This is a genomic window from Fervidicoccus sp. SLHALR4, assembly GCF_058692745.1.
In genome coordinates this window covers 899347-923039 of record NZ_CP182483.1, presented here as the reverse complement: position 1 = coordinate 923039, position 23693 = coordinate 899347, and the positions used below count along the sequence as shown (strand labels likewise).

Annotated in this window: 22 protein-coding genes, 2 tRNA genes and 1 pseudogene; 8 read left to right on the top strand and 17 right to left on the bottom strand. The window is 46.4% G+C overall.

What is annotated here, in order from left to right; translation table 11 throughout:
* Positions 1 to 93: 93 nt before the first annotated feature.
* Entirely contained in the window at positions 94 to 2892 is a 2799-nt protein-coding gene (locus tag ACLGLO_RS04910) for a DEAD/DEAH box helicase (protein ID WP_492127803.1), read from the bottom strand.
* Between the two features lie 190 nt (positions 2893 to 3082).
* On the opposite strand from ACLGLO_RS04910, the gene ACLGLO_RS04905 reads away from it, so the two are divergent.
* Positions 3083 to 3229 carry a hypothetical protein gene (locus ACLGLO_RS04905; RefSeq protein ID WP_492127802.1) on the top strand — a complete coding sequence of 49 codons (147 nt, stop codon included), beginning with the start codon at positions 3083 to 3085 and terminating at the stop codon, positions 3227 to 3229.
* 46 nt (positions 3230 to 3275) lie between these two features.
* On the opposite strand, the gene ACLGLO_RS04900 is transcribed toward ACLGLO_RS04905, so the two are convergent.
* The 5 genes and pseudogenes from ACLGLO_RS04900 to ACLGLO_RS04880 all read right to left on the bottom strand — a co-directional run.
* Complete coding sequence (locus tag ACLGLO_RS04900) at positions 3276 to 4037, bottom strand: MFS transporter (protein ID WP_492127801.1); 762 nt, start codon at positions 4035 to 4037, stop codon at positions 3276 to 3278.
* Positions 4000 to 4557, bottom strand: a complete 558-nt coding sequence (locus ACLGLO_RS04895; RefSeq protein ID WP_492127800.1) for an MFS transporter — start codon at positions 4555 to 4557, stop codon at positions 4000 to 4002. Before ACLGLO_RS04895 ends, ACLGLO_RS04900 begins: the two co-directional genes overlap by 38 nt.
* Before the next feature lie 85 nt (positions 4558 to 4642).
* Positions 4643 to 5602: a thiamine pyrophosphate-dependent enzyme gene (locus ACLGLO_RS04890; RefSeq protein WP_492127799.1), complete on the bottom strand. Its 960-nt coding sequence runs from the start codon at positions 5600 to 5602 to the stop codon at positions 4643 to 4645.
* On the bottom strand, positions 5599 to 6834 hold the full coding sequence (locus ACLGLO_RS04885; RefSeq protein WP_492127798.1) for a pyruvate ferredoxin oxidoreductase: 1236 nt from the start codon (positions 6832 to 6834) through the stop codon (positions 5599 to 5601). The genes ACLGLO_RS04890 and ACLGLO_RS04885 overlap by 4 nt, the downstream gene beginning before the upstream one ends.
* Positions 6835 to 6910: 76 nt before the next feature.
* A pseudogene (locus ACLGLO_RS04880) lies at positions 6911 to 7180 on the bottom strand (4Fe-4S binding protein); the annotation flags it as partial.
* A gap of 1048 nt (positions 7181 to 8228) precedes the next feature.
* Between ACLGLO_RS04880 and ACLGLO_RS04875 the strand changes: the two are divergent.
* Positions 8229 to 8498, top strand: coding sequence for a hypothetical protein (locus ACLGLO_RS04875; RefSeq protein WP_492127797.1), 270 nt, complete (start codon positions 8229 to 8231; stop codon positions 8496 to 8498).
* Here ACLGLO_RS04875 and gapN read toward each other — a convergent pair.
* The 3 genes from gapN to rbcL all read right to left on the bottom strand — a co-directional run bounded on the left by gapN (position 8491) and on the right by rbcL (position 12293).
* Entirely contained in the window at positions 8491 to 10002 is a 1512-nt protein-coding gene (gene gapN / locus ACLGLO_RS04870) for an NADP-dependent glyceraldehyde-3-phosphate dehydrogenase (protein WP_492127796.1), read from the bottom strand. The genes ACLGLO_RS04875 and gapN overlap by 8 nt on opposite strands.
* A 174-nt stretch (positions 10003 to 10176) precedes the next feature.
* Positions 10177 to 10896, bottom strand: a complete 720-nt coding sequence (locus tag ACLGLO_RS04865; protein WP_492127795.1) for a nucleotidyltransferase family protein — start codon at positions 10894 to 10896, stop codon at positions 10177 to 10179.
* Positions 10897 to 10958: 62 nt separating this feature from the next.
* The gene (gene rbcL / locus ACLGLO_RS04860; protein WP_492127794.1) at positions 10959 to 12293 is read right to left on the bottom strand and encodes a type III ribulose-bisphosphate carboxylase; all 1335 of its coding nucleotides are present in this window, start codon (positions 12291 to 12293) and stop codon (positions 10959 to 10961) included.
* A gap of 91 nt (positions 12294 to 12384) precedes the next feature.
* Between rbcL and ACLGLO_RS04855 the strand changes: the two genes are divergently transcribed.
* The 3 genes from ACLGLO_RS04855 (at position 12385) to ACLGLO_RS04845 (ending at position 14228) form a co-directional block, all read left to right on the top strand.
* Positions 12385 to 13722 (top strand): pyruvate carboxylase subunit B, encoded by a 1338-nt coding sequence (locus ACLGLO_RS04855; RefSeq protein ID WP_492127793.1) that lies wholly within the window; start codon positions 12385 to 12387, stop codon positions 13720 to 13722.
* Between the two features lie 55 nt (positions 13723 to 13777).
* A tRNA-Ser gene (locus ACLGLO_RS04850) sits at positions 13778 to 13863 on the top strand.
* A 257-nt stretch (positions 13864 to 14120) separates the two neighbouring features.
* Positions 14121 to 14228 (top strand) — tRNA-Phe (locus tag ACLGLO_RS04845).
* Between the two features lie 11 nt (positions 14229 to 14239).
* Here ACLGLO_RS04845 and ACLGLO_RS04840 read toward each other — a convergent pair.
* A complete protein-coding gene (locus ACLGLO_RS04840; RefSeq protein ID WP_492127792.1) occupies positions 14240 to 14851 on the bottom strand; it encodes a type 1 periplasmic-binding domain-containing protein in 612 nt (203 codons plus the stop codon).
* Positions 14852 to 14990: 139 nt separating this feature from the next.
* On the opposite strand from ACLGLO_RS04840, the gene ACLGLO_RS04835 reads away from it, so the two are divergent.
* Positions 14991 to 15341: a hypothetical protein gene (locus ACLGLO_RS04835; protein WP_492127791.1), complete on the top strand. Its 351-nt coding sequence runs from the start codon at positions 14991 to 14993 to the stop codon at positions 15339 to 15341.
* A 44-nt stretch (positions 15342 to 15385) separates the two neighbouring features.
* Here the strand turns inward: ACLGLO_RS04835 and rpsJ are convergent, their stop codons facing one another.
* Both rpsJ and tuf read right to left on the bottom strand, forming a co-directional pair.
* Positions 15386 to 15694, bottom strand: a complete 309-nt coding sequence (rpsJ, locus tag ACLGLO_RS04830; RefSeq protein ID WP_492127790.1) for a 30S ribosomal protein S10 — start codon at positions 15692 to 15694, stop codon at positions 15386 to 15388.
* A 46-nt stretch (positions 15695 to 15740) separates the two neighbouring features.
* Positions 15741 to 17051 (bottom strand): translation elongation factor EF-1 subunit alpha, encoded by a 1311-nt coding sequence (tuf, locus tag ACLGLO_RS04825; RefSeq protein WP_492127789.1) that lies wholly within the window; start codon positions 17049 to 17051, stop codon positions 15741 to 15743.
* Positions 17052 to 17324: 273 nt separating this feature from the next.
* Here tuf and ACLGLO_RS04820 point away from each other — a divergent pair, with 273 nt between their 5' ends.
* Together ACLGLO_RS04820 and ACLGLO_RS04815 are read left to right on the top strand one after the other, a co-directional pair.
* Entirely contained in the window at positions 17325 to 17897 is a 573-nt protein-coding gene (locus ACLGLO_RS04820) for a 30S ribosomal protein S7 (RefSeq protein WP_492129143.1), read from the top strand.
* Between the two features lie 93 nt (positions 17898 to 17990).
* Positions 17991 to 18443, top strand: coding sequence for a bifunctional nuclease family protein (locus tag ACLGLO_RS04815; protein WP_492127788.1), 453 nt, complete (start codon positions 17991 to 17993; stop codon positions 18441 to 18443).
* Between the two features lie 134 nt (positions 18444 to 18577).
* Here ACLGLO_RS04815 and ACLGLO_RS04810 read toward each other — a convergent pair whose 3' ends face one another.
* From ACLGLO_RS04810 to rpoA1, 5 genes are all read right to left on the bottom strand, one after another.
* Complete coding sequence (locus ACLGLO_RS04810; protein ID WP_492127787.1) at positions 18578 to 19021, bottom strand: 30S ribosomal protein S12; 444 nt, start codon at positions 19019 to 19021, stop codon at positions 18578 to 18580.
* A gap of 73 nt (positions 19022 to 19094) precedes the next feature.
* Complete coding sequence (locus tag ACLGLO_RS04805; protein ID WP_492127786.1) at positions 19095 to 19526, bottom strand: NusA-like transcription termination signal-binding factor; 432 nt, start codon at positions 19524 to 19526, stop codon at positions 19095 to 19097.
* A gap of 14 nt (positions 19527 to 19540) precedes the next feature.
* Positions 19541 to 19843, bottom strand: a complete 303-nt coding sequence (locus ACLGLO_RS04800) for a 50S ribosomal protein L30e (protein ID WP_492127785.1) — start codon at positions 19841 to 19843, stop codon at positions 19541 to 19543.
* Positions 19843 to 21042, bottom strand: a complete 1200-nt coding sequence (gene rpoA2, locus ACLGLO_RS04795) for a DNA-directed RNA polymerase subunit A'' (RefSeq protein WP_492127784.1) — start codon at positions 21040 to 21042, stop codon at positions 19843 to 19845. Before rpoA2 ends, ACLGLO_RS04800 begins: the two co-directional genes overlap by 1 nt.
* 2 nt (positions 21043 to 21044) lie before the next feature.
* Positions 21045 to 23693, bottom strand: a complete 2649-nt coding sequence (gene rpoA1, locus ACLGLO_RS04790) for a DNA-directed RNA polymerase subunit A' (RefSeq protein WP_492127783.1) — start codon at positions 23691 to 23693, stop codon at positions 21045 to 21047.

Below are 23693 nucleotides of genomic sequence, written 5' to 3'. Positions count from 1 at the left end.
GCTCCTCGAGGTTGTATTTCGATATTCAAGATATAAATATTACGGAAAATACCCAAAGCAAATGAAAAAGCTCAAATTTTATTAATGTAATGTTCAGTCCCAGTACTTCCGGTTCTTCATAAAGTTTCTTTCTTCCTCGTAGAGAGCCCTCAAGAATTCTTCCCAACCAAGCTTTAGCTTGGAAAGAGCTCTCGCGGCTCCTCTCGGGCCAACACCATACGGAGTGAGGGCAAAAACTGCATGCTTTCCATGAGAAACAACGAGGTTCGCTCTCCGGACAGCATCTTCAAAATACTCCTTATCTTTTCCAACAAGCTTCTTCCCTAGAACCCCAGCTCTCACCGCATTAAGAAAAACCTGGTTCCCAGGTGGTAGGGGCGCAACAGCTCTCGAGCCGCATCTTTCGCACTTGACAGTTTCGGGAACATCCTTCACCTTGGTCTTTTTCTCGAAGCCGCAGCTCAAGCATTTGAGAATCACTTCTTTTTCCAAAACTCTCCTCTCGAGGATTTTGATCCCGATTTCTTTGGGAATCCCTTCATATGTATATGATATTGGTAGCTCCCCCCTCATGCTGTGCAGCGTGATCGGGCTCAAACCATTCTTCGTTTGCCTGTAGATCTTCGCAGATCCATCTCTAATTCTGGATAAGAGAGACTCCACGGCTTCAATATCCGTTTTTTCGAATATTAATTCCCTAAGCGCTTCCTCTCCAGCTGGAGTGTCCTTGTAGTACCGCAGTATCTTTTTGGAGTCCTTTAGGCTGAAGTCTTCGCTGAGTGCTCCCATCTTTCTAGCCACTTGCAAAATCTTGTAGCTGAAGATCGACGAATTTTTGAGAGAATCTTTGAGCATATCTTCGAGCTCATACCTGCTCAACAGTGAAAGCCCCATCAAAGCTTCTTCTACGTGTTTCTCATTAATCTCAGATGAAGACTCGATGAATATTTTGTAAGGATCGCTGACGATTCTAATCCTCATTCCCATTCTCGACGCAATGTACTTATTCATGAGCATTGATAAGGTGAAGTTCCCCTTGGTCCCGAGCGGAATGTGGATTACAATCATTGAATTGCCCTTTTCAATGAGCAGGTGATCTTGATGAGGGATGGTGAACTCCTTGGTGTGCTCTTCGCAGACCTTCTTGACGTTCTCATACACGCTCTTCGTAATAGAGGTATATTCTTTCCTGATCCTCTCAAAGCTCTCCCCAAGGCATATCCTCCTGAGCAGAGCAACGGTCTCTCTAGCTACTGATCTCGAGACAGGTATCAGATCCCCCATCCAAGAAGGTGGGAGACCTCTGTGCTCTTCAACTTCCTCAACGATTATTCTGTCATCCTCGATGCTGACGACTCTCCATTCCCTACCGCTCAAAATGAACGTGCTTTCCTCTTCAAGCTTAGAAAAAACGAAATCGGCATCGAGAGAGCCCACTTTTTCTCCTGATACCATGTACACATCGATCTTTTTCGTATCGGGGATCATTGTGGTGGAATAGTAATATCCTCTTGCCCTCCTCCCCGGTACTATTTCCCCACTCTCTGTAACTTTCAGCAGACCTATATTCGAGGCAAACTGAACTAGAGCTTCAACCGCCTCATCGCTAGTATCTCTGAACGGATATGATTTTCTAACAATGCGAGCAATTTCTCCCGTTCGCTTAGCCTCTCCGCTGAGGACCATGCCCAAAATTTGATGGAGCAGTACATCGAGAGGCTCCGCAGGCATGCTCAGATCTTCAAATTCTCCTGCCATCGTCCTTCTCGCAATGACAACAGACTCCAGCATATCGATGATGTCATGCGGGGAAAAGATTATTCCTCTGGATTCTCTGCCCATTCCGTGGCCGCTTCTTCCAACCCTTTGTATCATTCTCAGAGACTGCCTAGGGGAGTTGTACTGAATTACTAAATCGACGGAACCAATATCTATTCCCAGCTCAAGACTAGATGTAGCAATAACTGCTTTCAGGGAGCCCTGCTTAAGCCTCTCTTCGACTCTCTTTCGAGTATCGACGGAAAGGCTTCCATGGTGCACCTCAATATCGCTGTATCCGGCCTCCCGAAACTTGTATGCCAAGAATTCCGCTGTGTCTCTAGTATTGGTGAAGATTAAGGAATTTTTCGAGCCATCGACAAGACTTCTCATATGTGCGATGATCTCCCTCATCCTATCGGCATCAGATGAACAGCTTTCGCATGCGCTCAGAGAATGGGTTTCTATCCTTATGCTCTTCTTTCCATCATCCTTGACCAAGTAGCAGTCATGGCACGAAAAGAGCTTCTTTACGAGATCTGCCCTCGGAATCGTTGCCGATATCGCTATAAACTGAAATCCCCCCGTCCTCCTCCTCAATCTCTCAAGCGATAGAGAAAGCATCGATCCTCTCTCGCTTTCGATCAGCTCATGCACTTCATCCACGACTACCCATCGGATGTCGGAGAGAGCTTCTCTGCTTGCTGGATGCGTAAGGAGCATGGAGAAGCTCTCGGGAGTTGTTATGAACCAGTGGAATTCGCCTTCGTTGAACTCCCTCCGCTCTTTCCTTGAAGAATCTCCGTGCCTCACTAAGCTTCTGAGGCTGATTTCATTTGAAATCTCGCGCATTCTGATAAATATATCTCTGTTTAAAGCTCTAGTCGGTGTAACGTAGACAAGAAGCGGCCTTCCCTTCCAGTTGGCATTTTCAAGCATCTTCGAAAAAACAGGGAAAAGGGCTGCTTCTGTTTTTCCGCTGCCAGTAGGAGCTGAAATTATGGTGTTCTTTCCTCCCAGAATCAGAGCAATTGCCTTGCGCTGGATCGGAGTAGGAGAAACATAACCATACTTTCGGATGACTTCTCTCAGCCTCGGATGCAGCGATTTAAAAGCTTCCTCCTTTTCAAGCAAGTTATAAATGACCTCTTGTTCTGTTTTTCCTCTATGCCACAAACTATTGGGCACTCTTTTTAAAGCTCTAGGCATTTTCCTCTTAACAGCCGGAATTGTCTCCCGTTTTGCTTCACAGTGTAATTATATTTCAAAATAGGGATTAATTTGTTTGAGGCAGCTCGAAATCCGAGATCATTTAAGAGAGTGGTTGAATGGAAGGAGGCCAGGATTCTCAGAGGGGATGTGGATGCTCGACGTCTCCAAGCTAAAAAATTCAATCAAGATTGAATTTGACAGTCAAGATAGAGAGAGGAGGTTCGTAGATGTATCCCTTGAAATGATGAAGAATCTTTAAGCGAACGAGGAAGTTTTTGTTAAAAAAATTTAAAAAATCTATATTTTTATTTCTGTGAGGGTGCTCCAGAAGTTTGGGGAGCTGGGGGAGTTGGAGCCGTTTTCTTCTTCGGCTTCTTGAGAATCCACGGGCTTACAAGCACAGCAGCTATCAGCGCCCCTATTCCAAGTCCCATTATCGAATATGTATAGCTGCCAAACGTCACCAGCAACCAAGCCGTTATGTAGCCGGATATCAGGCCTCCCCATGACTTAGCAGTGTACGTTATTCCGTAGTTAGTCGTCGAATATCTTGGTCCGTAGAAGTCTCCTATCACAGCAGGATTGAAGGCGAAGACGTATCCAGCAAACAGCATTGAGAGAATTACGAATGCCGCGAACCATGTTGGGCTCTTGCCAGTCAGGCCGAGAGCTATCATGAAGAGCCCAGCCAAACCGTAGAAGATCATCCCCGTCATCTGTCTGTTCTTTATCACATCAGAGATCCATCCTCCAAGAATCCTGCTGAATCCGTTCGCCAGCGGGTAGCCTACGAGTACAATGTCCAGCACTGCAGCTGGTATCTTGTTCTCCTTCGCCATCGGCTTCACATTAGCACCGAAGAGCAGGGCAATTGCTGCTACAATGGTGAACGAGATGTATATGACCCACCACTGAGGAGTCCTGAGCATTTCATACCATTTCCAGTTAACAGTATCTTCTTTCTTCTCCTCTTTCTTCTCTTCCTTCTTCTCTCCAGCTTTCTGCTGCTGTGCCACGAACTCTGGATACTTATAGAAGAACGTGAAGGGCACTATGAATATCAGCATGAGAATCCCTACATAGAGGAATTGCCGTCTTCACTCCATAGGTGGAAATCCACGACTGGAATGGAAGGTTGAAGATAGCTGTTCCTGCTCCGAAGCCGAAGGTAACCAGTCCAGTCGCCAAGCCTCTCCTGTCTGGGAACCACTTCACCGCTGTTGCTGCTGAAATTCCATAGAGAATTCCTACTCCGATAGAGCCTATGGTGTAGTAGATGTAGAGCTGAGTGGGTGAAGTAATTGTTGAGGTCAGAATGAACTCAGCAGCTACAAGAAAGCCGGCAAGTATAGCGATATTTCTCGGTCCAAACTTATCTGCGAAGTAGCCGGAGAAGGGCTGAACGAATGTCGCTGCATATGTATACAGCGTGTAAGCCAGCTGAATTGTCGTCATGGCCCACTTCATCTCTGAGTTGAGTCCGCTGGCAAACAGGCTCCACGAGTACTGGTAGATGCTTATAAACATCATCACTATTGTGGCTCCTATAAGAATTACCCATCTTTGCCTCGTTTTCGTTACATCCAAACGGACCACTATATTATAATTTTATTACTAGATTCCTTTTTCAGACTCATATAAAAAATTTTTTATTATAAATATGGAAAAAAGATTAATATGGGACAATCAATCTACCCAGCTTCGCTGATTCCTCCCAGAATGCCCACTCTTCTTCTACCATTTTGTCCAGCTTTTCCATGTCCTCTTCTTTCAGATGGCTGAATCTTCCCTGGGGAGTTAGATACTCTCTCACGTGCTTCCTCGGCTTTGGCCTGTAGTTCAGCTTGAAGTGGCCCTCAATCTGCTCCCACAGCACCCACATTCCAGTTTCAACGGCAAGCCTTGAGAGATCCACCGTATCAGCAGGGGAACTGAACCAACCTTTCGGACATGGCAGCAGAACATGTATCAGCGATGGACCTCCGGAATTCAAGGCCCTGTGGACCTTGTTCATCAGGTCCAGCGGAGGCCACAGTGTAGCAGTTGCGACATACTTGACCTTTGGATGAGCAGCGGCTACCAGAGCAACGTTCTTCTTGAGCCTTGTATTACCTATTGGCTTCACTTTTCCAGCGGGTGTGAATGTTGTTGTTGCCCCCCATGGAGTAGTGCTTGATGCCTGCACTCCAGTGTTCATGTACCCTTCGTTGTCATAGATTATGTAGAGTAGCCTCTGATAGTCATAGGAAAGCCCCATAGAGAGCCCCGAGAAGCCGATATCGGCCATTGCTCCGTCTCCGCCCATGACTATGACGTTTACGTCTTCCAGCTTCCTTTTTCCTTTTAGCATCAAAGTTCTCAGCGCTGAAGCAACACCTATGGCAGCGGCTCCTCCTCCTCCTAGCTGTGTGTGGTGCCATGGCACTGAATAAGGCGAAGTGAGGAATTGGTGGGCGTTGGCAACGTACATGCAGCCTGTTGGTCCAATGAAGACCGTGTTCGGACCTGCAGCCTTAGATATCAGTCTGTATCCTATTGCAGGTCCGCACCCTGCGCATGTCCTCCTACCAGCTGTATAGTAATCTATGGGAGGAATCTCCTTTACGCTCTTAAATGCTACCTGGCTACTCATAAGTCTTCACCTCTCAAGGTCAACCAATACGCTTTCTTCTGAGGTTTCCTGTGAGCCGATTCCATAACGATCTCGGCCGCTTTCATGAAGTGCTCGACTTTAGGCTCTCTCCCTCCAAGGAATAGGAAGTTCAGCAGCTCAGGCTTTGTTCCGCCTTCATATAGAGAGGTTGCTACTTCATGATACAGAGATCCTGTCCCGAAAGGAGATCCAAAAGAAAAGCCGAACTCTATCACGCCAGCAGCCTTAACGCCATCCATCACCTTCAGAAGTTCTTCGGCAGGGAAAGGCCTCACATATCTCAACCTGACTGTTCCAATTTTGTGTCCCTTCTTCCTCAACCTATCTGCAACGAGCTCGATGTCCTTCGTATAAGCTCCCATGCTTATCAGCGCATAATCCGCATCTTCCATCCCTGTTGCTTCAATAAATGGCGGGTACTCTCTTCCTGTGTACTTCGCGAAGTCCTTCCAAGCCTCAACTATTACTTCTTTAGCCCTCTTCTGCGCCACATCGATTACCTTTCTCTGCTCAGGACCGATCAGGGAGGGGGCTATGTGCTGTGCCTTGGTTATTGGTCCATCAGCCGGGTCAATCTTGTAGGGAGGCCTGTAAGGCGGCAGGAATTCTGTTGCCTGCTCCTTCGTAGTAGGTATGACCGGGGTCGCAACATGAGTTAAGGCTGCACCGTCCAGAGCTATGAAGTGTGGAAGGAGCACTCTCCTGTCCTCCGCAACTCTGTACGCTACCAGCGTCATGTCGTGAGCCTCCTGGACCGTCTTAGCCCAGGATATCAGCCAGCCAGAGTCTCTGAACATCATAGCATCTGACCACTCCATGCCGAAGTTGCCTGGATCGTCGAGAGCTCTCGTTCCAATTGCTCCCACGACCGGGAGCTGGCTCAGAGATGTCACGATTATAGCTTCGGCAGCAAACGCCAGCCCAACACCGCTACTTCCAACGAATGTTCTTGCTCCCACGGCAGATGCATGCTTGACGATCTCGAACTGACTGTGCTCAGAGTCTGCTACAATGATGTCTGCGGTGAACTCGCCATTTGCGAGCATGGACGCTATAGCGTTCATTATACCTGTATACGGCCTGATGGGATATGCCGCTATCACATCAACATCTGCTATCTTTACAGCTTCAGCTATAGCCCTCGCTCCGTTCCATACTTTTGCCTTTGGTTTTTCAAGTGTAATTGGGGGCATGGGTTTTGTTGCGGACATTCATATCACCTCAGAATCCATATTCTCTCTGCTCGAACCTCCTGAGGACCTCTTCGTCTCTGAGGCCCTCGAGGTATTCGAGCTCGGAGACCATCTTTATTGCCCCTACGGGGCAAACAGCTGCGCATATACCGCACCCTTTGCAGTATTCATAATCTATTTGAATTGGCGAGAAATCAATAGTTCCTTCAGGACAGTAGATGTGACATAATTTGCAGTCAGTACACTTGTTCATGTCGATTATCGGCCTCTGCCATCTCCATGGAGTTGTAAAGCCAATATTCCTCTTGCCCGGCTGAGGTCCGAACTCTATCAGGCCTGGGGCGAGGACTTCCCATCTAGGCATAGCAGCATATCTAGATGGATATGTCTGAGCTTCTGCGGCAGCCTTCTGATATGCATAGAATACCTCTGGGGTCCAGAATTCTCCTGTGAACTCCGGCAGCTCAATTTCTTTCTTAATCTTCTTGAACATTTCAGTCTCTTCCGCCAGGACGTGAACCTCTTTGACTGTAGCTGCTTCGTACCCTTTCCTTATCGAGTCCTTTTTCTTCTCCTTGCCCAGCAAATCAGCAGCTGCCTGTAGCGAATCCAAGTCTATTCTGTCCCAAGCCCTCGCCAAAGCACCTAACATAGGCCAAGCTATTGCAGAATCTATTTTGGCTGCGCTTATGGTAACGACCTTTCCGAACCAGTCCTGCGCGAGGCTGTATTTCTTCACGAGCCTCACGACATCATCCGGCGTTATAGAAGTGTTCACGAGTAGTACCGCATCCTTCTTTGCTCCGTCGAAGAGCAAAGCTCTTTGGGAAGTCTTCTGGATCAATAGACTTGAACTGAAAACAGCTATGACGTTGAACAGTTCACCTACAGGCTCAGGCTCTTCGTGAAGAAGCACCGGAACTTTTGGCTTGCCGAAAACAGTGTAGAACATCATTGGTATGTAGTTCCTCTCAGGGCTATCGTCGTATCTCATGTAGTAATACGCTTCTATCCCCTTCAGCGAGCCAGCTTGCGCCAGCGTTTGGTGAAAAGTCGTCATATCGGCTGTGTGATCCACTCCTATGCCGTGGCCTACTACCCAATCCAGCTCTTCGTATTCTGGGTACCTTTCGACTTTTGGTGTCACCTTCACAAGTTTTACCGGCAATGTTCCACCTCAGAGTTATCTATAGGTATTGTGATATTAGTTAACAATAAGTTTTAAGATATTGTAGTATTTCTATTATAAAAAATTATAATTGTATTTTATATTATTTATTTCAAACAAAAATATAAAAACTTCTCTCTGTTTATAAGTTCAGAATCATATTCAATACAAGAGCAAAAGAGAACAAATTTTTAACCAGATAATAACATATCTAAAAATTCAAAAAATTCAGCGAGTGATGAAGTTGAGCGAAGAAGAAGTTGAAGAATCCGAGCAAGAAATAGCCGAAGAGTCTCAACAAGAAGAGGAAGAAAGCGAAGAAGTGCTCGGAGTTACACCGGAAGACATGAAGCTTATGACTGAAATCATCGAAAAGCTGGAAGAAGCATATGAAGGCAAGATCCCTCCGGAAGAGCTCCAGAGCCTCTATAAGAAGTCACGCAAAAAGGAAAAAGAGAAGAAGGCTGAAGCAAAAGAAACAAAGAAAAAAACAGCTAAGAAAAAATCTAAATGAGGTAGTCGAAAACTTTCTTTCCCTTGTAGTTATATATAATCGTTTTTATAGCCATAACTTCTTCGATGCTGTAAGCTATGCTCTCTCTCCCTATACCGCTTTCCTTCCTCCCGCCATATGGATAGTATCCTATACCGTGCCTTGGTATGTCGTTTATGTAGATTGCTCCATATTCAAGATATCTTATGATTTTCCTGATTCTGTTTATATCCTTCGCAAAAATAGAAGCATCAAGCCCAAATCTTCTGCCGTTTGCCAGCTTTATTGCTTCATCCTCATTGCTGAAGTCAAATATAATGGCAACTGGAGCGAATATCTCTTCTCTATAGAGTAGAATTTCATTGAGCTTGCTTTTGTCTTCAATTTCGATCAATGTCGGCTCAACATAGTTTCCGCCCAGGCTTCTACCTCCGAACAGTATCTTTCCCCCCTTGTCCAGAGCATCCCTTATTCCATTCATCATATCTTCTACAGCTTCTCTAGATATCAATGGCCCCATCATTGTGCTTGGATCTCGGGGGTCTCCAACTTTCACCTTCTCCAATTTTTCCACAATCTTGCGCTTCAGTTCATCCTCAACGGATGAGTGAGCAATGATCATTTTAATGGCATCGCATCTCTGACCAGCATAGCTGTAGATCCCCTGAGCTATTAGCTTAGATGCTTCTTCGATGTCTGCGTCATCGAGGACAATGGCTGGATCTCCTCCTCCAAGCTCCATGATATACTGTTTGATCCCTCCTGCTTTCAGAACTCTTTTCCCAGTTTCACTGCTGCCTGTCAGGCTGATCACTCCTATTCTCGGGTCCGAAACAACGCTGTCCATTTCGCTTCCTGGGACTGTAACAACCATAAGGGACTCCCTCGGAAAACCTGATTCTTCAGCGATTCGCGCGAACATTATAGATGGGATGGGAACCTGGCTGGGGGGTTTTATGATCACAGCATTCCCAGCAACAGCGCTGTAGGTGAATTTAGCAACCGTATCGAAAAAGGGATAGTTGAACGGAGAGATGGCCAGCACTATACCGTACGGCTCCTTTCTCACGAGGCTCTCCGTTTCGAGGGTTGTCTGATCCCAATCTCCAGGAATGTAGTCTCCATAGATCTTTCGAAGGTCAAGCTCAGCCTTTTTCAGCCTGTTTACGCTCGCCTTTACCTCTCCAGCAGCCTGCTCCCTTGTCTTGCCAGCACCGATGATTAAGGCTTCTATGAAATCTTCTTGGTATTCTTCGATTAGCTCAGCCATTTTCTCGAGATACTCTATTCTTTTATAGCCCGGAGTGTTCCTTATCTTCCATTTCCCTTTCTCATAAAGTTCTCCTATGTAGGGCTCTATGTCTTTATATGTGAGCCTGGGAATTGTTCCGATGATGGTGTTGTCTATTGGAGAAAGCACTTTCTGCTCGGAAGGGCCGAGAATCCACTTTCCCAGAGCATATGCTTTGTATCTTCTTCCCTCTCCAGCTTCCTCATAGATATCTTTGAACAGATCTCTTCTCATGTTTTCTCACTTTGAGGCATTTTTAATTATTTAGCACAATAAAACTTTTTTCCCAGTTTTCTGTGCTGATACGTTAATTGCAACAAATGCTGATACGTTAATTGCAACAAATCAAGCCAGCAGGTATTAAGGCTTCTTTGCCCGATCCTGACCTGAAGGCATGAAAAAATTTTATCAATCACGCGTATGAGTTAAACTCCCGATCGAGATCTCTCCTTTGGAAAAAGCTTCGTTGGCTTCTTCAAGGTCTTTATAGCTGTCTATGCTTTTCCAGTAAACATTGCTGTACTTGAACCCCTTCAGCTTTCTTTCTTCAGCTAATCTGGGCAGAACTTCTGTTTCATAGTTTCCCCTTTCAGGGAAATATCTCAAGGCATCTCTATTAAAGAGGAGAATACCGGCATTGATCCAGTAGTCTTCAATGATGGGCTTCTCCCTGAACCTTAATATAAAATTGCTGCTGTCCAGATCTACAATCCCATAGGGGCTTTTGAGAGGGACTAAGGCTAATACTCCGTCGACCTCTTCCTTCAGCTCTCCTCGCAACAGCACTGGGTTAAGATTCGTCAGAACGTCGCCATTCAGCAAAAAGAACTCGTCCTCGTCAATCAACCTTTCTGCTTTCTTCACGGCTCCCGCTGTTCCCAGCGGTTCTTCCTCTTTAGAGTATTCTATTTTTACCCCCCAATTGCTTCCATCACCAAAGTAATCCTCTATTGCCTCACTCAAATATCCTGTCAGAAATATGAACCTTGTGATCCCGTATCTCTTCAACCATTCGATCTGCCATTCTATTATGGGTTTTCCTCCGACTTTGATCATCGGCTTTGGAATTTTATCTGTATAGGGTTTCAGTCTTTTTCCAAATCCCCCAGCTAGTATGAGAGCGAACATCCTGAAAAACCACCGCAAAAATTATTTTGAAATGCAGAGAGCTCTTGCTCATCAAGAAATATTTAAATGTGAGCTCCTGTTCCCCACTTTTCCAGCGCTCTTTTGAGCTCCTTATTACCTTCAGCATATTCTTCGATGGGAATGCCCTTCATAGCTGCGTCTATCGCTTGCCTCACCGCCCTAGCTCCTGCTGCCGGGCCGTCTGGGTGCCCTACTGTTCCGCCTCCTATCTGAAGTATGACATCGCTGCCAAGCCTCTTCACTACTTCTGGCAGCACCCCTGGGTGCAGTCCTCCTGAGGAGACCGGAAACACTGTCTTCATGCTGCCGAAGCTCTGTTCCATGTGATTTCCCTCATCGCTGTCTGGAATGTACTTGCTGCTCCTCAAGAGCCTGGCCATCCTTATCACATCTAGCGCTTTCGCATCCATCTTGCCCACTCCCGGCGTACCTATGTGAAGCTGATCTACGCCGATGATCCTGTACAGCTTTGCAAGGGTGTACATGGATATGCCGTGGTCCTGGTTTCTTGTAATAGTAGCATGCATTGCCCTGTGAGCGTGGATTGCTAAGCCGTACTCTTCAGCCAGATCCCTTATATATGTCAGCGATGACCAGCCTGCTATCACAACATCAACCATGATGTGGGGGTTTCCAATGTCTGCGATGAGCTTCAGCCTTTTTTCCATCTCCCTCACATCTGATGTTATATTCGCCAGCCACGTCTTTCTCTCTCCGGTTTCCCTTTCTGCCCTATCGATAGCCCTCATTATTTCTTCGGCCCTTTTCTGGAAAGTGCAGAAGTTCGGGCTGGCCAAGTTCTCATCGTCTTTAACGAAATCCAATCCTCCAGTGAGAAGCTCATATGCGAGCTTGCCGACCTCCTCCGGGGAATACCCAACCTTTGGCTTGGGAACAGTGCCAACAATAGGCCTATCTTTTACCCCGAGAACTTCCCTCACACCTTCAATGCCTTTGCTGGGCCCCTTGAACCACGAAATAAACTTTTCAGGCAAGTAAATGTCTTCGATTCTCAGCGCCTTTACTCTGGCCATTCCAAAGATGTTTCCAGCCACAGATGCCAGAAATGCGGGCATATTGCCTTCTTCAAACAACTCAATTGGATAGGCTACCTTAACCATGTAGGAGTTGTTCCCAATATCTTTAATTTGGAAAGCTCTCCCCTTCAGCTTGTTAATTCTCCCTTCATCATACCAGGTATACAGGGTTGTCCAGGTCCCGACGCTGCTTTCCGCAGCAATGCCTCCGGCAACTTCCTCTATAGTGAAGCCTTCCGAAGGTTTTACTTTGAATATAACGATCACGTTCGAATCGGTATCGGGAGTAAAGTTCAAGTCTACGAATGGAAGATAAGGCTCTTCTTTTTCCTCGCCCAAAATTCTTCACCGTATTATCTATTTTTGATAATGCAGATTTTAACCTCTTAATTCACTAATAATCTTTACGCAGTAATAAGGTGCATCCAAATTGGTCAAAATAATAGATACCACCCTGAGGGATGCCCACCAGTCACTGATGGCCACAAGACTCAGAAAAGACGATGCGATCAGGCTAGCAGAAAAATTGGATAAAGCTGGTTTTTACAGTCTGGAAGTTTGGGGGGGAGCCACTTTCGATGCTGACCTCCGATTTATGAAAGAAGACCCCTGGCTCAGGCTGAAGGGAATAAGCGAAGTTGTCAGCAGGGCCAAGAAGCAAATGCTGGTGAGAGGGGTTTCCTTAGTCGGCTATGAACCTTATCCAGAAGATGTCATCAAAGAATTCATTCACCACGCACACAAAAACGGCATCGATATATTCAGGGTCTTTGATGCTCTCAATGACATAGATAATCTCAAATTGCCTATAAAGGAAGCGAAGAAGGCAGGGGGAATCGTCCAAGGAGCTATGACTTACTCAATAAGCCCAATTCACACGATCGATTATTACTTGAAGCTAGCTGAAGAAATTGCATCATTGGAAGTTGATGTGCTCACTATAAAGGACATGGCTGGCCTGCTGGATCCATTGACTACTGAAGAGCTTGTCAGCAGAATCAGGAAGGAAATAAGAATTCCGATTGGAGTGCATACTCACGATTCAATTGGGCTGTCAACGGTGAATTACTATGTATCAGTGAAGGCGGGGGCAGACTTCATCGATACAAGCGTTTACCCACTGGCCTATGGTTCAGCACAGCCGGCCATTCAGAGCGTGTACTATGCTTTACCGAGAGAAGAGAGGGCTGAAATCAACCTCTCCGTAATCAATGAAGTTTCAACAATGATTTCCGACATGCTGACGAATAAGTACTCCAGAGAATTCAACCCTCGCCTCCAAGTGCCTGACCCGAGAGCAATCATACATCAGATACCAGGAGGGATGATCTCCAACCTCATATACCAATTGAAAGAGATGGGGGAGCTCGATAGGCTCGATGAAGTGCTTGAAGAAGTACCAAAGATAAGGAAAGAACTCGGCTGGCCGCCGCTTGTAACACCAATGTCCCAGATGGTGGGGGCTCAGGCAGTGCTTAACGTAATCTCTGGCGAAAGATACAGCATGTTAGTTAGAGAGTTGGTTGCTTACATAAAAGGGAAATACGGCAAGCCTCCGGGAGAGATAGACCCGGCCTTGATAAAAAGGGTCGAAGCTGAAGAAGAGGAGGCTGAGCTCAAGAAGAAGAGCATGAAAGAGTGCGAGGAGAGAGTAAAATCTTTATTGAACAGCTATACAAAGGAGGACGTCATAACGTATTGCCTGTTTCCAGAAGAAGCTGAAAGCTTCTTCAAGAGCAGGATTAAAATACCTCATTCCACCGAGTGAAGAACGAAATCAAAGAATTTTTTATGGGGAGACAACAAAAAGAAGCAGGAAATCTGCCGGGGTGCCCGAGCGGACTAAGGGGCTGGCCTGGAGAGCCAGTTCCCCTTGCGGGGAGCGCGGGTTCAAATCCCGCCCCCGGCGCCTTGCGTAGCTGTTTTTCAACTTAGCAAAAAATCTCAAATGCTATTGCTTTGAAGAGCAGAGAAGAAATCAGGTTTATCATCCAGATGAAAAGCGAAGGGCTATATTCCTGTTCGCAGTTAGGAAAAAGCTGGAGGAAGAATTATGGGTTATGATGACTCTCAGAAATGAGCTCGCATTAGAGCAAACGCAACTATACAATAGAAGCGAAGAATCCAAAAACATTTATTATTCAGGATTTCTTTAAGATTTTTTGAGCCGCCGTAGCTCAGCTGGGAGAGCGCCCGAGGATACCGGTTGAATACCGGTGTCCGGCGAAGCTGAAGACCGGGCTGTCGGGGGTTCAAGTCCCCCCGGCGGCACCACTTCTGAAAAATCATTTTTCGAACTTAAGGGTTCTTCCAGCCAAGCTTTTGTTCAGCAGCACCGTATGCTCAAATGACAATGAGCTGTGCAGTAGAGGGATCAGCTCGATGGAACCGTTCGCAAATGACAGTTTGTTCAGTATCATGATACCGTTATCTAAATCTGCCGTGTAGACGTATGATTCGTTTTCTTCTAGATATCTTTTGACTTCGCCGTCTTCAATGGAATGCGCGACTCCTCCCGCTAAATACGCTCTCACGTGGAATATGACCTTTCCTTTTACCTTCTTGCTGGCTAACTGCTTCAGCAAATTCTTCATAGATAACTTTAGTTCCTCTGCCGACATTCCTCCACCGTACATCAAAGCTATGATGTCTGGTCCGAACTGCTTTATCCTTTCAGCAATTTCCGATTCATTTTTGCCCGCTTCAACTATATAGTTGTACGCAAGCTTGCCGTCTCTTGTGAAATAAGCTGCGACGGCAGACGATAGGGCATTGCATATTACATTGTTCGAGGTGACCAAAGCTAGTTTATTTCCTCCCGTTCTCTCCAGAAGTTTTCCAACTTCTCTCCCTGTTAAAATCCTCAGTTGGACTTCTTCTTCATATGTAGTTATCACTTTGAATCGCCAACTCTAAATTCGAATCTAAAAATATAATTATTACATATATATTTTTGTTATAAGGAATTTCGATCGTTAGGTAGCTTTATAATTTAAATTGTGCTTTTTCTGAACATTAAAAAAGAGGATGAAGGTTTTGGAGAGAGAAATAACCATTATTGTGGGAAGAACTTCCGATATGGGAATCTCCAGATTTTTCTCCATAGTTGAAAGAATAAAAAATTTAGGCGTAAAGCCGATCCCTTTGATTTTCCCCTTCCACTACAATCTCATGCATATGAACTGGAGCAATGGAAATTACGATATGAATGAAGTCATGCGAAGCTTTAGGAAAGAAATTGGGATGGATGATCTGCCTCTCCTTGTAGTCGGAGAAATTGGTTTGTACACGAGCATTCCCTACTTGTGCTGCGAAAATTCCAAAACGTGCTTCCTCAGCGATGAATCGAAGCTCGAAGAGGTTTTAGCTATTCTGTCGAAGTACTGAAAAATCGATGCTTTTCCAGCTCTCAAAAACATAATAAGCTATCCTTATATAAGCTCAATCTCTATATAAACATCTTCGGGAACTCTAACTCGCATTATCTGCCTCATTATTCTTTCGTCGCTCGCAATATCTATTAGCCTCTTGTGTATTCTCATCTCCCAATGCTCATAGTGCTTTGATCCCTCACCGTGAGGCAGTCTGAGCACTGGAATTACGAGCCTCTTCGTAGGAAGAGGAACTGGTCCCCTTAGCTTAACTCCACCTTTCTCAGCTATCGATTTGATCTGCTCGGTCACTTTCTCCAGGCTTTCCACATTGTTGCTCCACAACCTTATTCTAGCTATAGTCGGCATCGAATTCTCCCCGTTGACGCTGGTTGTTAAAAAATTTAGAAATGCTTTATCCCTTTATCTGAACCTGCTCGGGAACTACGTCGATCACTATACCTATACCTATTGTCTTGCCCATATCTCTCATAGCAAATCTGCCAAGTGGCGGGAAGTCGCTGAACTTTTCAACCACCATCTGCTTAATCGGGGCAAACTTTACTATTGCAGCATCTCCGGTCTTGATCATCTGCGGGTTCTTTTCCGCCTCTTTTCCTGTTCTCGGATCAAGCTTGCTCACGATCTCTACTATCTTGGCTGAAATGCTGGCAGTATGCGCGTGAATGACTGGCGTATATCCCTTTGTTATAGCACTCGGATGCTGATATATGAATACTCTCGCAGTGAACTCTTTTGCTACTGTCGGCGGATTGGTCAGGTGCCCTGCCACATCTCCTCTCTTTATGTCTGTCTTGCTGACTCCTCTGACGTTGAAACCGATGTTGTCTCCCGGCTCAGCCTTTTCAATTTGCGTGTGGTGCATCTCTATGCTCCTGACTTCACCAACGACAGCTGGAGGCATGAATACTACTCTATCTCCCTTCTTGAGCACACCAGTCTCCACTCTTCCGACAGGAACTGTTCCAATCCCGCTGATAGCATAGACTGCTTGTATCGGAATTCTCAGAGGCTTGTCAACAGGTTTTGGCGGAATTTGGAGCAGATCCAGAGCTTCCACGAGAGTCGGTCCGTTGTACCATGGCATGTTGGGGCTTCTCTCTATCAGGTTGTCTCCCAACCATCCAGATATTGGGATGAAGGGTATCTTGGATGTGTCGTAGCCTAGACCTTTCATGAATTTGGTCAAAACGTCCACTACTTGCTTATATCTTTCCTGGCTGTATGGTGGTTCAGTTGCGTCCATCTTGTTGATAGCTACGATGATCTGATCGATTCCCATTGTCTTTGCTAATAGAAGGTGCTCTCTCGTTTGTCCTTCTGGGCTCATTCCGGCTTCGAATTCTCCCTTCCTGGCCGATACGACGAGGATAGCAGCATCGGCCTGGCTGGCTCCGGTTATCATGTTCTTGACGAAGTCTCTGTGTCCTGGGGCATCGATTATTGTGAAGTAGTACTTCTTCGTTTCGAACTTCATGAATGACAGGTCAATTGTCACTCCTCTTTCTCTCTCTTCCTTCAGGTTGTCGAGCAACCAGGCGAATTTGAAGGACTCTTTGCCTCTCTTCGCCGCTTCGGCTTCCAATTCAGCCATCTTCTTGGGATCGATAAATCCCAGTCGGTAGAGTATGTGTCCTACAGTTGTGCTCTTTCCGTGATCGACGTGCCCTATTACCACCAAGTTAAGATGCGGTTTTTCGCTCATTCGACATCATCCTCTGATTCTTAAATTCAACCTAATTAGTCAATGTTTTAGGAGAATTATAAGCTTTTTTAAGATTTATATCTGTTTGCTTCGGTACTAACCTTATCTCCCCATGCCGTTCGGAAAAAGCTTTCCTTTATGTCTCATTTGCTTCAAATGCAAGGGCACTTTTCGAAAGCTCACAAATGTTTAAAATCCTCAATGCAGTCATTATCCTGAAGCAGTTGGAAAATACCGAATGAACCTGGTGAAGCTGTCTTGGAGGAGCAGCGAATATACTCGAAAGAGATAAAGCTGTTTGGAAAGTGGTCGTTCGAAAACATTGAGGTCAGAGATCCAAGCCTGAAGAAATACATTTCTCTCAGGCCAGTTTTTCTGCCCCACACTGGTGGGAGGCACGAACACGACAGGTTTGGAAAGTCCAGAGTTCCCATTGTTGAGAGGCTGATGAACAATCTTATGAAGCACGGAAGGAACATGGGCAAAAAGCACCTGGCATACAATATCGTGAAAAATGCTTTTGAGATAATCTACCTCAGAACTAAGCAAAATCCTATTTCAGTGCTTGTCAGAGCTATAGAAAACGCTGCCCCAAGGGAGGAAACGACGAGAATAATGTACGGAGGAATTATATATCACGTCGCAGTCGATGTCGCCCCCCAAAGGAGAGTAGATTTGGCTCTCAGGCACATAACTGATGGGGCTAGGAACTGCGCTTTCAACAATCCGAAGCCCATAGAGGAGTGTCTGGCAGATGAAATAATTGCTGTCGCCAACAATGATCCAAAGAGCTACGCTATCTCAAAGAAGGAGGAGATCGAAAGGATAGCGCTCAGCTCAAGGTGATCACTCTTCGGAAAAATTTTTCATGAATATTATTTAACCCTAATTCAATTAGAACTAATCTTGGACTTTTTCGTCAGGAAAGAGGGCTAGGTAATGGGGGAGCTCAAAGAGAAGAAAGGAAAGGTATTGTACAGGACAAAATACATTGAAAGCTATATAGCATCAGAAGACCCCCTCATTCCAACGATAGTCTTATTCCTGGAAAACGGCGATGAGCTCGAGCTGTACAATGTGCCTCTTGAGATAGCCCAATATGTAGCAGAAGGAGAACCCGTAAGAGCTCTGGGAAGCAGGGAAAGAGCTACTATTTTCGATCTGATATGGACCCATGAAGATATCATAAACCTCCTCAAAGAGGACATCGATTCAGTGGTGATAGATGAGTTCGACGAAAAGACTATGCTGTACAGCGCGAAGGTTGTCTTCAGGAATGGAAATATAACCTTTGAGAGAAGGTTCGTTCCGAGCCACGCTATATTTCTCGCTCTCGTGACAGGCAAGGACATATATGTTACCGATGAGGTCATAAGGAAGAAAGGGGAATAGATTAACTGTTGACTCAAGGTAGAAAATTTTATTTTCACAACTCTTGTTCTTCATTTATCCACTTAAAATTACTTTGAACGGCTTTCTAAGAATATCAAAGGTCATACTTAGAAGAAATTTTAATGCTCCGGAGATCATCTGACCGGCTTCTGCTTTTTACCCTTCATCAGAGCATCTAAGGAGACGCCATTCACCATAACTACCTTGTACCTGACTCCGGGGATGTCTCCCATTGATTTGCCCTTGGGGCCTCCGATGCCCTCGATTATAACTTCGTCGTGCTCATCTATGAAGTTGAGTCCACCGTCTCCAGGAACGAAGGCAGTTACAACTTTTCCGTTCTTAACCAACTGAACTCTGACACACTTTCGCACGGCCGAGTTGGGCTGTCTCGACTCGACACCCACCTTTTCGAGAACTATTCCCCTTGCTCTGGGGGCGCCTTCCAAGGGATCTGTTTTTCTCTTGAGGTCAAGCATTCTCCTCTTGAACTCGCTCTGGCTCCACTTGAACCTTAGCCTCTTTCTTCTCAATGTACGAGCAGCATAGAGACCGAGCGGAGATTTCTTTCCTGGCAAACCAAGCACCTCATCGTGTTCCTTTTCTAACTGTGATTCATTGGTTTTTAACCATTTCTGAATTCAAAATCTTTCAGACAATGACGACGTTTGTAACATCGAAATACCGCTTCAAAACGAGCTTCGCTCTAGCTACATTTTTCCCATTCTTCCCTATTGCTATCCCCTTGTCGCTGGGTTCAACCGAGATATATGCGACTTTCTTGCCTGGACCCTCAATAACTTTAACGCTTCTGACCCTGGCGGGGGCGACGGCATTTTTTGCCAATTCTTCTATGGTGGAGCCGTCTTCGATTATTTCAATATCTTTCCCGAATATCTTCCTCAGCTTCTTTATGTTACTTCCGCCTTTACCTATGGCAGCGCCGACATCTCCTTTCCTCACTATGAAAACAATCATGTTATTCTCATTATCTATGATGCAGTCCTTGACCACTGCTCCAGTCACATCTTGGAAAAGCGCGATGTATCGAAGCTCCTCAGGTGTCAGTCGGATTTCCGGCATAAAGCTGTTCACCGCTATCCTTCAACAAGTTCCAAGATCTTCGAGTCTCCAGGATCAATGACAGCAATAACCTGAATCGGGAACGGCTTTCCAAGCACAGCCCCCAAATCTACCGAGGTCCCATCAAAGTTGTATATTGGTGTACTAGAAAGCTTGGCGTAGTGCTCCACATCTTTCTTGACAACTGGATCGGCATTCGCGGCAACAATCACCATCCTAGCTTTTCCGTGCATCAGACTCCAGAGAGACTCCTTCGAGCCCAATGTTATCTTTCCTGTTCTGAGGGCATTCTTTATTTCTGTCTCGAACCCTGCCATCATCCATCCACCTTCTCATTTTTAGTGGGATTCTTTCCAAGGGCAGTAATATACAGCTCAACCATTCCGGTGCCAACAGGAATTATCTGTCCAACTATTACATTTTCTGTGACGCCTTTAAGCTCATCGGTCTTCCCCTGTGTAGACGCCTCAAATAAATGTTTCGTCGTCATCTCGAAGGCTGCCTTGGAGAGGAAGCTTATCTTCTCTCCCGAGACGCCATGCCTTCCTATCTGTCTGACCTTTCCAGTCTGCGTCATTATGTCCGCTACCAAAAGAACGTGCCTTATATCTACATCGAGACCCTGCTCCCTCAGAACGTTGATAATCTCGTTTATGATCACCTTCCTGGCTGCTTCTATCCCCAGAACTTCCTCAGTCTCATACACACTGTTGCTTCTGGTTCTAGTAGGGTCAACTCCCGGAACCTTAAGAACCTGAGCAAGGTTCGACCCGTCGGTTATTATGACGAACTCTTCTCTTCCATCAGGACCCTTCCTAGACTGTATGATCGCTCTTTTGATGCCCGTTATGCCCTTCAGCTTCGCATTGAGCACTCTTTCTCTCTTCTTCGATATGTAAGAAAGATCTCCAGTCTCTTTCAGGCTTATCTCGATCCTATAGTCACCCGAAATTTCAACGCTTCCAATGTTGAGCTTTTTGAGAGCATTGTAGACATCATCAACGCTCAAACCCTTGTCGGCAAGCATTTCTGGATCGAGCTCAACGATTATGCTGTTTGAAAAAAGATCGGCTTCAACGAGACTCGCCACATTCTCCACCTTTGTAAATTCGATTCTTCTGGCAACTTCCTTTGCTTTCTCCCTATCGTATCTGTGCTCTTCATCCAAATAGACCTCCATCATTGGTGTTGAGGGCACCTTCCTGGCATCGACAATTTCAATGAGCCTCGGAAGGCCCAGCGTTACGTTCAGCTCCCTGACTCCAGCATAGTGGAAAGTTCTGAGCGTCATCTGAGTTCCAGGTTCGCCTATGCTCTGCGCTGTAACTGTCCCAATGGGCTCGCCAGGCTCAACTAGACTATTCAGATAGGTTTCTATCGTAAGATCTACAATCTTCTTTGCTTCTTCCTCTGTAACGTTCTTTCCTTTAAGCTTCTCAATAAGCTCGTTGATTATTCTTTCTGGGAGGATGCCATTTGCCTTCTCGCTGATAACCTTGAGAATTTCTTCGCTCATTTTCAATCCCTCCATCCAATGACTCTCTCGATGATCCTGTCGACATTGACCGCTTTTCCGTGGTCGCTTTTTGCCGGATCCACCCTGTCGTTTCCATATGCGAACTGAACGACTGTGCCGTCTGGCAGCCTCGCTGAGCCATCATATTCGATCCTGACATCAAGGAGAGCATTTATGAGCCTCCTCTGCATGTATCCGCTCTGGCTGGTTCTAACAGCAGTATCGACCAGACCCTCCCTCCCACCTGCAGCGTGGTAGAAGAGCTCTATGGGGGTCAGGCCTGACCTGAAGCTGTTGTAGACGAAGCCCCTCGCATATGGCGAAAGATCCCCCTTCTTGAAATGGGGCAGAGGCCTCTCTCTATATCCTCTGTTTATCCTCTCTCCTCTGATCGACTGCTGGCCCAGAGCAGCGCTCATCTGTGTCAAGTTGAGGATGTTGCCTCTGGCTCCTGTCCTAGCCATTATGAATGCGTTGTTGAATATATCCAGGTAGTTTGCAGCTACTTCTCCCGCATCATCCCTCGCCTTGCTCAGCCTCTCCATTATCTTGGTCTCCAGCGTCTCCTCAATCGTTCTCCCAGGGAGAGGTTCCAACTCGCCCCTCTCTGCCTGCTCTATCAGCTTCTGAACGTCTTCTTCGGCCTTCTTCAGGATCTCCCTGATCTCCTTCTGCGCTTCTGGAGGAATGTCGACATCATCCAGGCTCATCGTGAAGCCATATTTCTCTATGTATCTTATGAACATCTTGAACATTTTATCGGCGAGCTCCCTGGCAAAATCAGCTCCGTATTCCTTGACTATCCAGTGGTACAGGCTCTCTGGCTGCTGTGAACCTATACTCTTCTTATCAATGACTCCAGTGAGGAACTTCCCCTTCTTTATGACTATGAATGAGTCGTTCAAGCAATCGTCATCTTCGCACTTCAGTCTGCCGGCATTGACCGAAGACTTCATCCTGAGAGTGAAGTCCTTGGGGAGGAAGAGAGAGACAAGCTGCTTCCCTGTCCACAGAGGCTTCGGGCTGTAGAAAGCGGGCTCAGGAAGCTCTCCAGCATATCCGGTAACCCCCAGAAGGTCAATGACATCTTCCTTTGTGAGCACGGTTGCTTTGCTTGTGAGGAGATATCCTCCGCTTATGTAGTCCTGCAGCCCTCCTATTATGGGCCCGCCATACCTGGGTGAAAGTATGTGCTTCTGGACAAGCATAAGCTCCCTCGCTTCAGCTCTTGCCTCCTCCGTTTGCGGAATGTGCAGATTCATCTCGTCTCCATCGAAGTCTGCGTTGTATGGGGGACAGACGAGCAGGTTTAGCCTGAACGTCCTTCCAGGAAGCACTTTGACAACGTGCGCCATAATGCTCATCCTGTGGAGGCTTGGCTGCCTGTTGAAGAGCGCTATATCCCCATCGATCAGGTGCCTCTCCACAATATAACCGGGAGCCAGCGAGCTGGCCAGTGCCTTTCTGTCTTTGAAGTACCTAAGGTCTATCCTCTTCCCGTCTGGCCTTATGATGTAGTTGGCACCGGGCCACTTGTATGGACCATTTATTACATAGTTCCTGAGCTCATCGATGTTCCACTGAGTTACCCTCACAGGAATTGTGAGGATTTTCGCGGCCTCTTCCGGAACTCCAACCTCATTTATGCTTATGTTCGGGTCTGGCGAAATAACAGTTCTGGAAGAGAAGTCCACTCTTTTTCCTGAGAGATACCCCCTGAATCTGCCCTCCTTACCCTTCAGCCTCTGCGCGAAGGTCTTGAGAGATCTCCCTGTTCTGTGCTTTGCAGGAGGTATACCGGGAACCTCATTGTCGAAATATGTGGTAACGTGGTACTGAAGGAGCTCCCAGAGATCATCGATGACAATGGGAGGAGCAGCTGCGTCCATGCTCTCCTTCAGGCGCTGATTCGCCCTGATTATGTCGACCAGCTTATGCGTCAGATCGTCCTCGGCTCTTATTCCTGTTTCCAGCATAATGCTCGGTCTCACCTGAACTGGGGGAACAGGGAGGACGGTTAAAACGAACCACTCCGGTCTGGAGACTTCTGGATCGATGCCCAGCAACCTGACATCGTCATCAGGTATGCTGGAGAGCCTGTTCCTTATTTCGTCTGGAGCAAGCTTCCTGAAGCTTCCCTTTTCCTCCTCGTAGAACGTTGTGGGCCTCTCTAGCTTTATCTTACGCTGGGGAGCACCGCAGTGAGGACATATCGCCGCTTTTGAAGCTTTGCTCTTCACATGCTCATAGAAAGCCGGCAGCAAGAAGGGAAGGTGCTTTTCGAGCCTTCTCTTGAGATCGAGATATTCGCTCGCTTCCTGATCCTGCAGCAGGATCCTGCCGCATTTCCAGCACGTCGACTTGAGAAGGTCGTATATGTACTTGACGTATCCTACATGGATTACTGGCTTTGCCAGCTCTATGTGTCCAAAGTGTCCCGGGCAGCTCTGCATCGTATTTCCGCACACCGGACATTTCTGTCCGGGCTCTATGACGCCCAACCGCGGATCCATGACACCTCCTTGTATTGGCAAGCCATCATCGTCGTATGTCTCCGGGGTGATTATCTGCACCTTGCTCATCTTCCTAATTTCATCGGGAGAAAGAACGCTGAGCTTTATAGCGGAAATCCTCTTTATCGGCTCAGACAT

Bases quoted from the DNA above. Each gene is read 5' to 3' on its own strand.
- ACLGLO_RS04900 (WP_492127801.1), bottom strand. From the start codon at position 4,037: ATGCTGATATTCATAGTGCCCTTCACGTTCTTCTATAAGTATCCAGAG.
- ACLGLO_RS04890 (WP_492127799.1), bottom strand. From the start codon at position 5,602: ATGAGTAGCCAGGTAGCATTTAAGAGCGTAAAGGAGATTCCTCCCATA.
- ACLGLO_RS04885 (WP_492127798.1), bottom strand. From the start codon at position 6,834: ATGTCCGCAACAAAACCCATGCCCCCAATTACACTTGAAAAACCAAAG.
- gapN (WP_492127796.1), bottom strand. From the start codon at position 10,002: ATGAGAAGAGATCTGTTCAAAGATATCTATGAGGAAGCTGGAGAGGGA.
- ACLGLO_RS04865 (WP_492127795.1), bottom strand. From the start codon at position 10,896: ATGTTCGCTCTCATACTAGCTGGGGGATTTGGAAAAAGACTGAAACCC.
- rpsJ (WP_492127790.1), bottom strand. From the start codon at position 15,694: ATGCCGACTATAGCTAGAATAAGGTTGTGGAGCAACAATGTGGAAAGC.
- tuf (WP_492127789.1), bottom strand. From the start codon at position 17,051: ATGAGCGAAAAACCGCATCTTAACTTGGTGGTAATAGGGCACGTCGAT.
- ACLGLO_RS04815 (WP_492127788.1), top strand. From the start codon at position 17,991: ATGGGGGAGCTCAAAGAGAAGAAAGGAAAGGTATTGTACAGGACAAAA.
- ACLGLO_RS04805 (WP_492127786.1), bottom strand. From the start codon at position 19,526: ATGCCGGAAATCCGACTGACACCTGAGGAGCTTCGATACATCGCGCTT.
- ACLGLO_RS04800 (WP_492127785.1), bottom strand. From the start codon at position 19,843: ATGGCAGGGTTCGAGACAGAAATAAAGAATGCCCTCAGAACAGGAAAG.
- rpoA2 (WP_492127784.1), bottom strand. From the start codon at position 21,042: ATGAGCGAAGAAATTCTCAAGGTTATCAGCGAGAAGGCAAATGGCATC.
- rpoA1 (WP_492127783.1), bottom strand. From the start codon at position 23,693: ATGTCTGAGCCGATAAAGAGGATTTCCGCTATAAAGCTCAGCGTTCTT.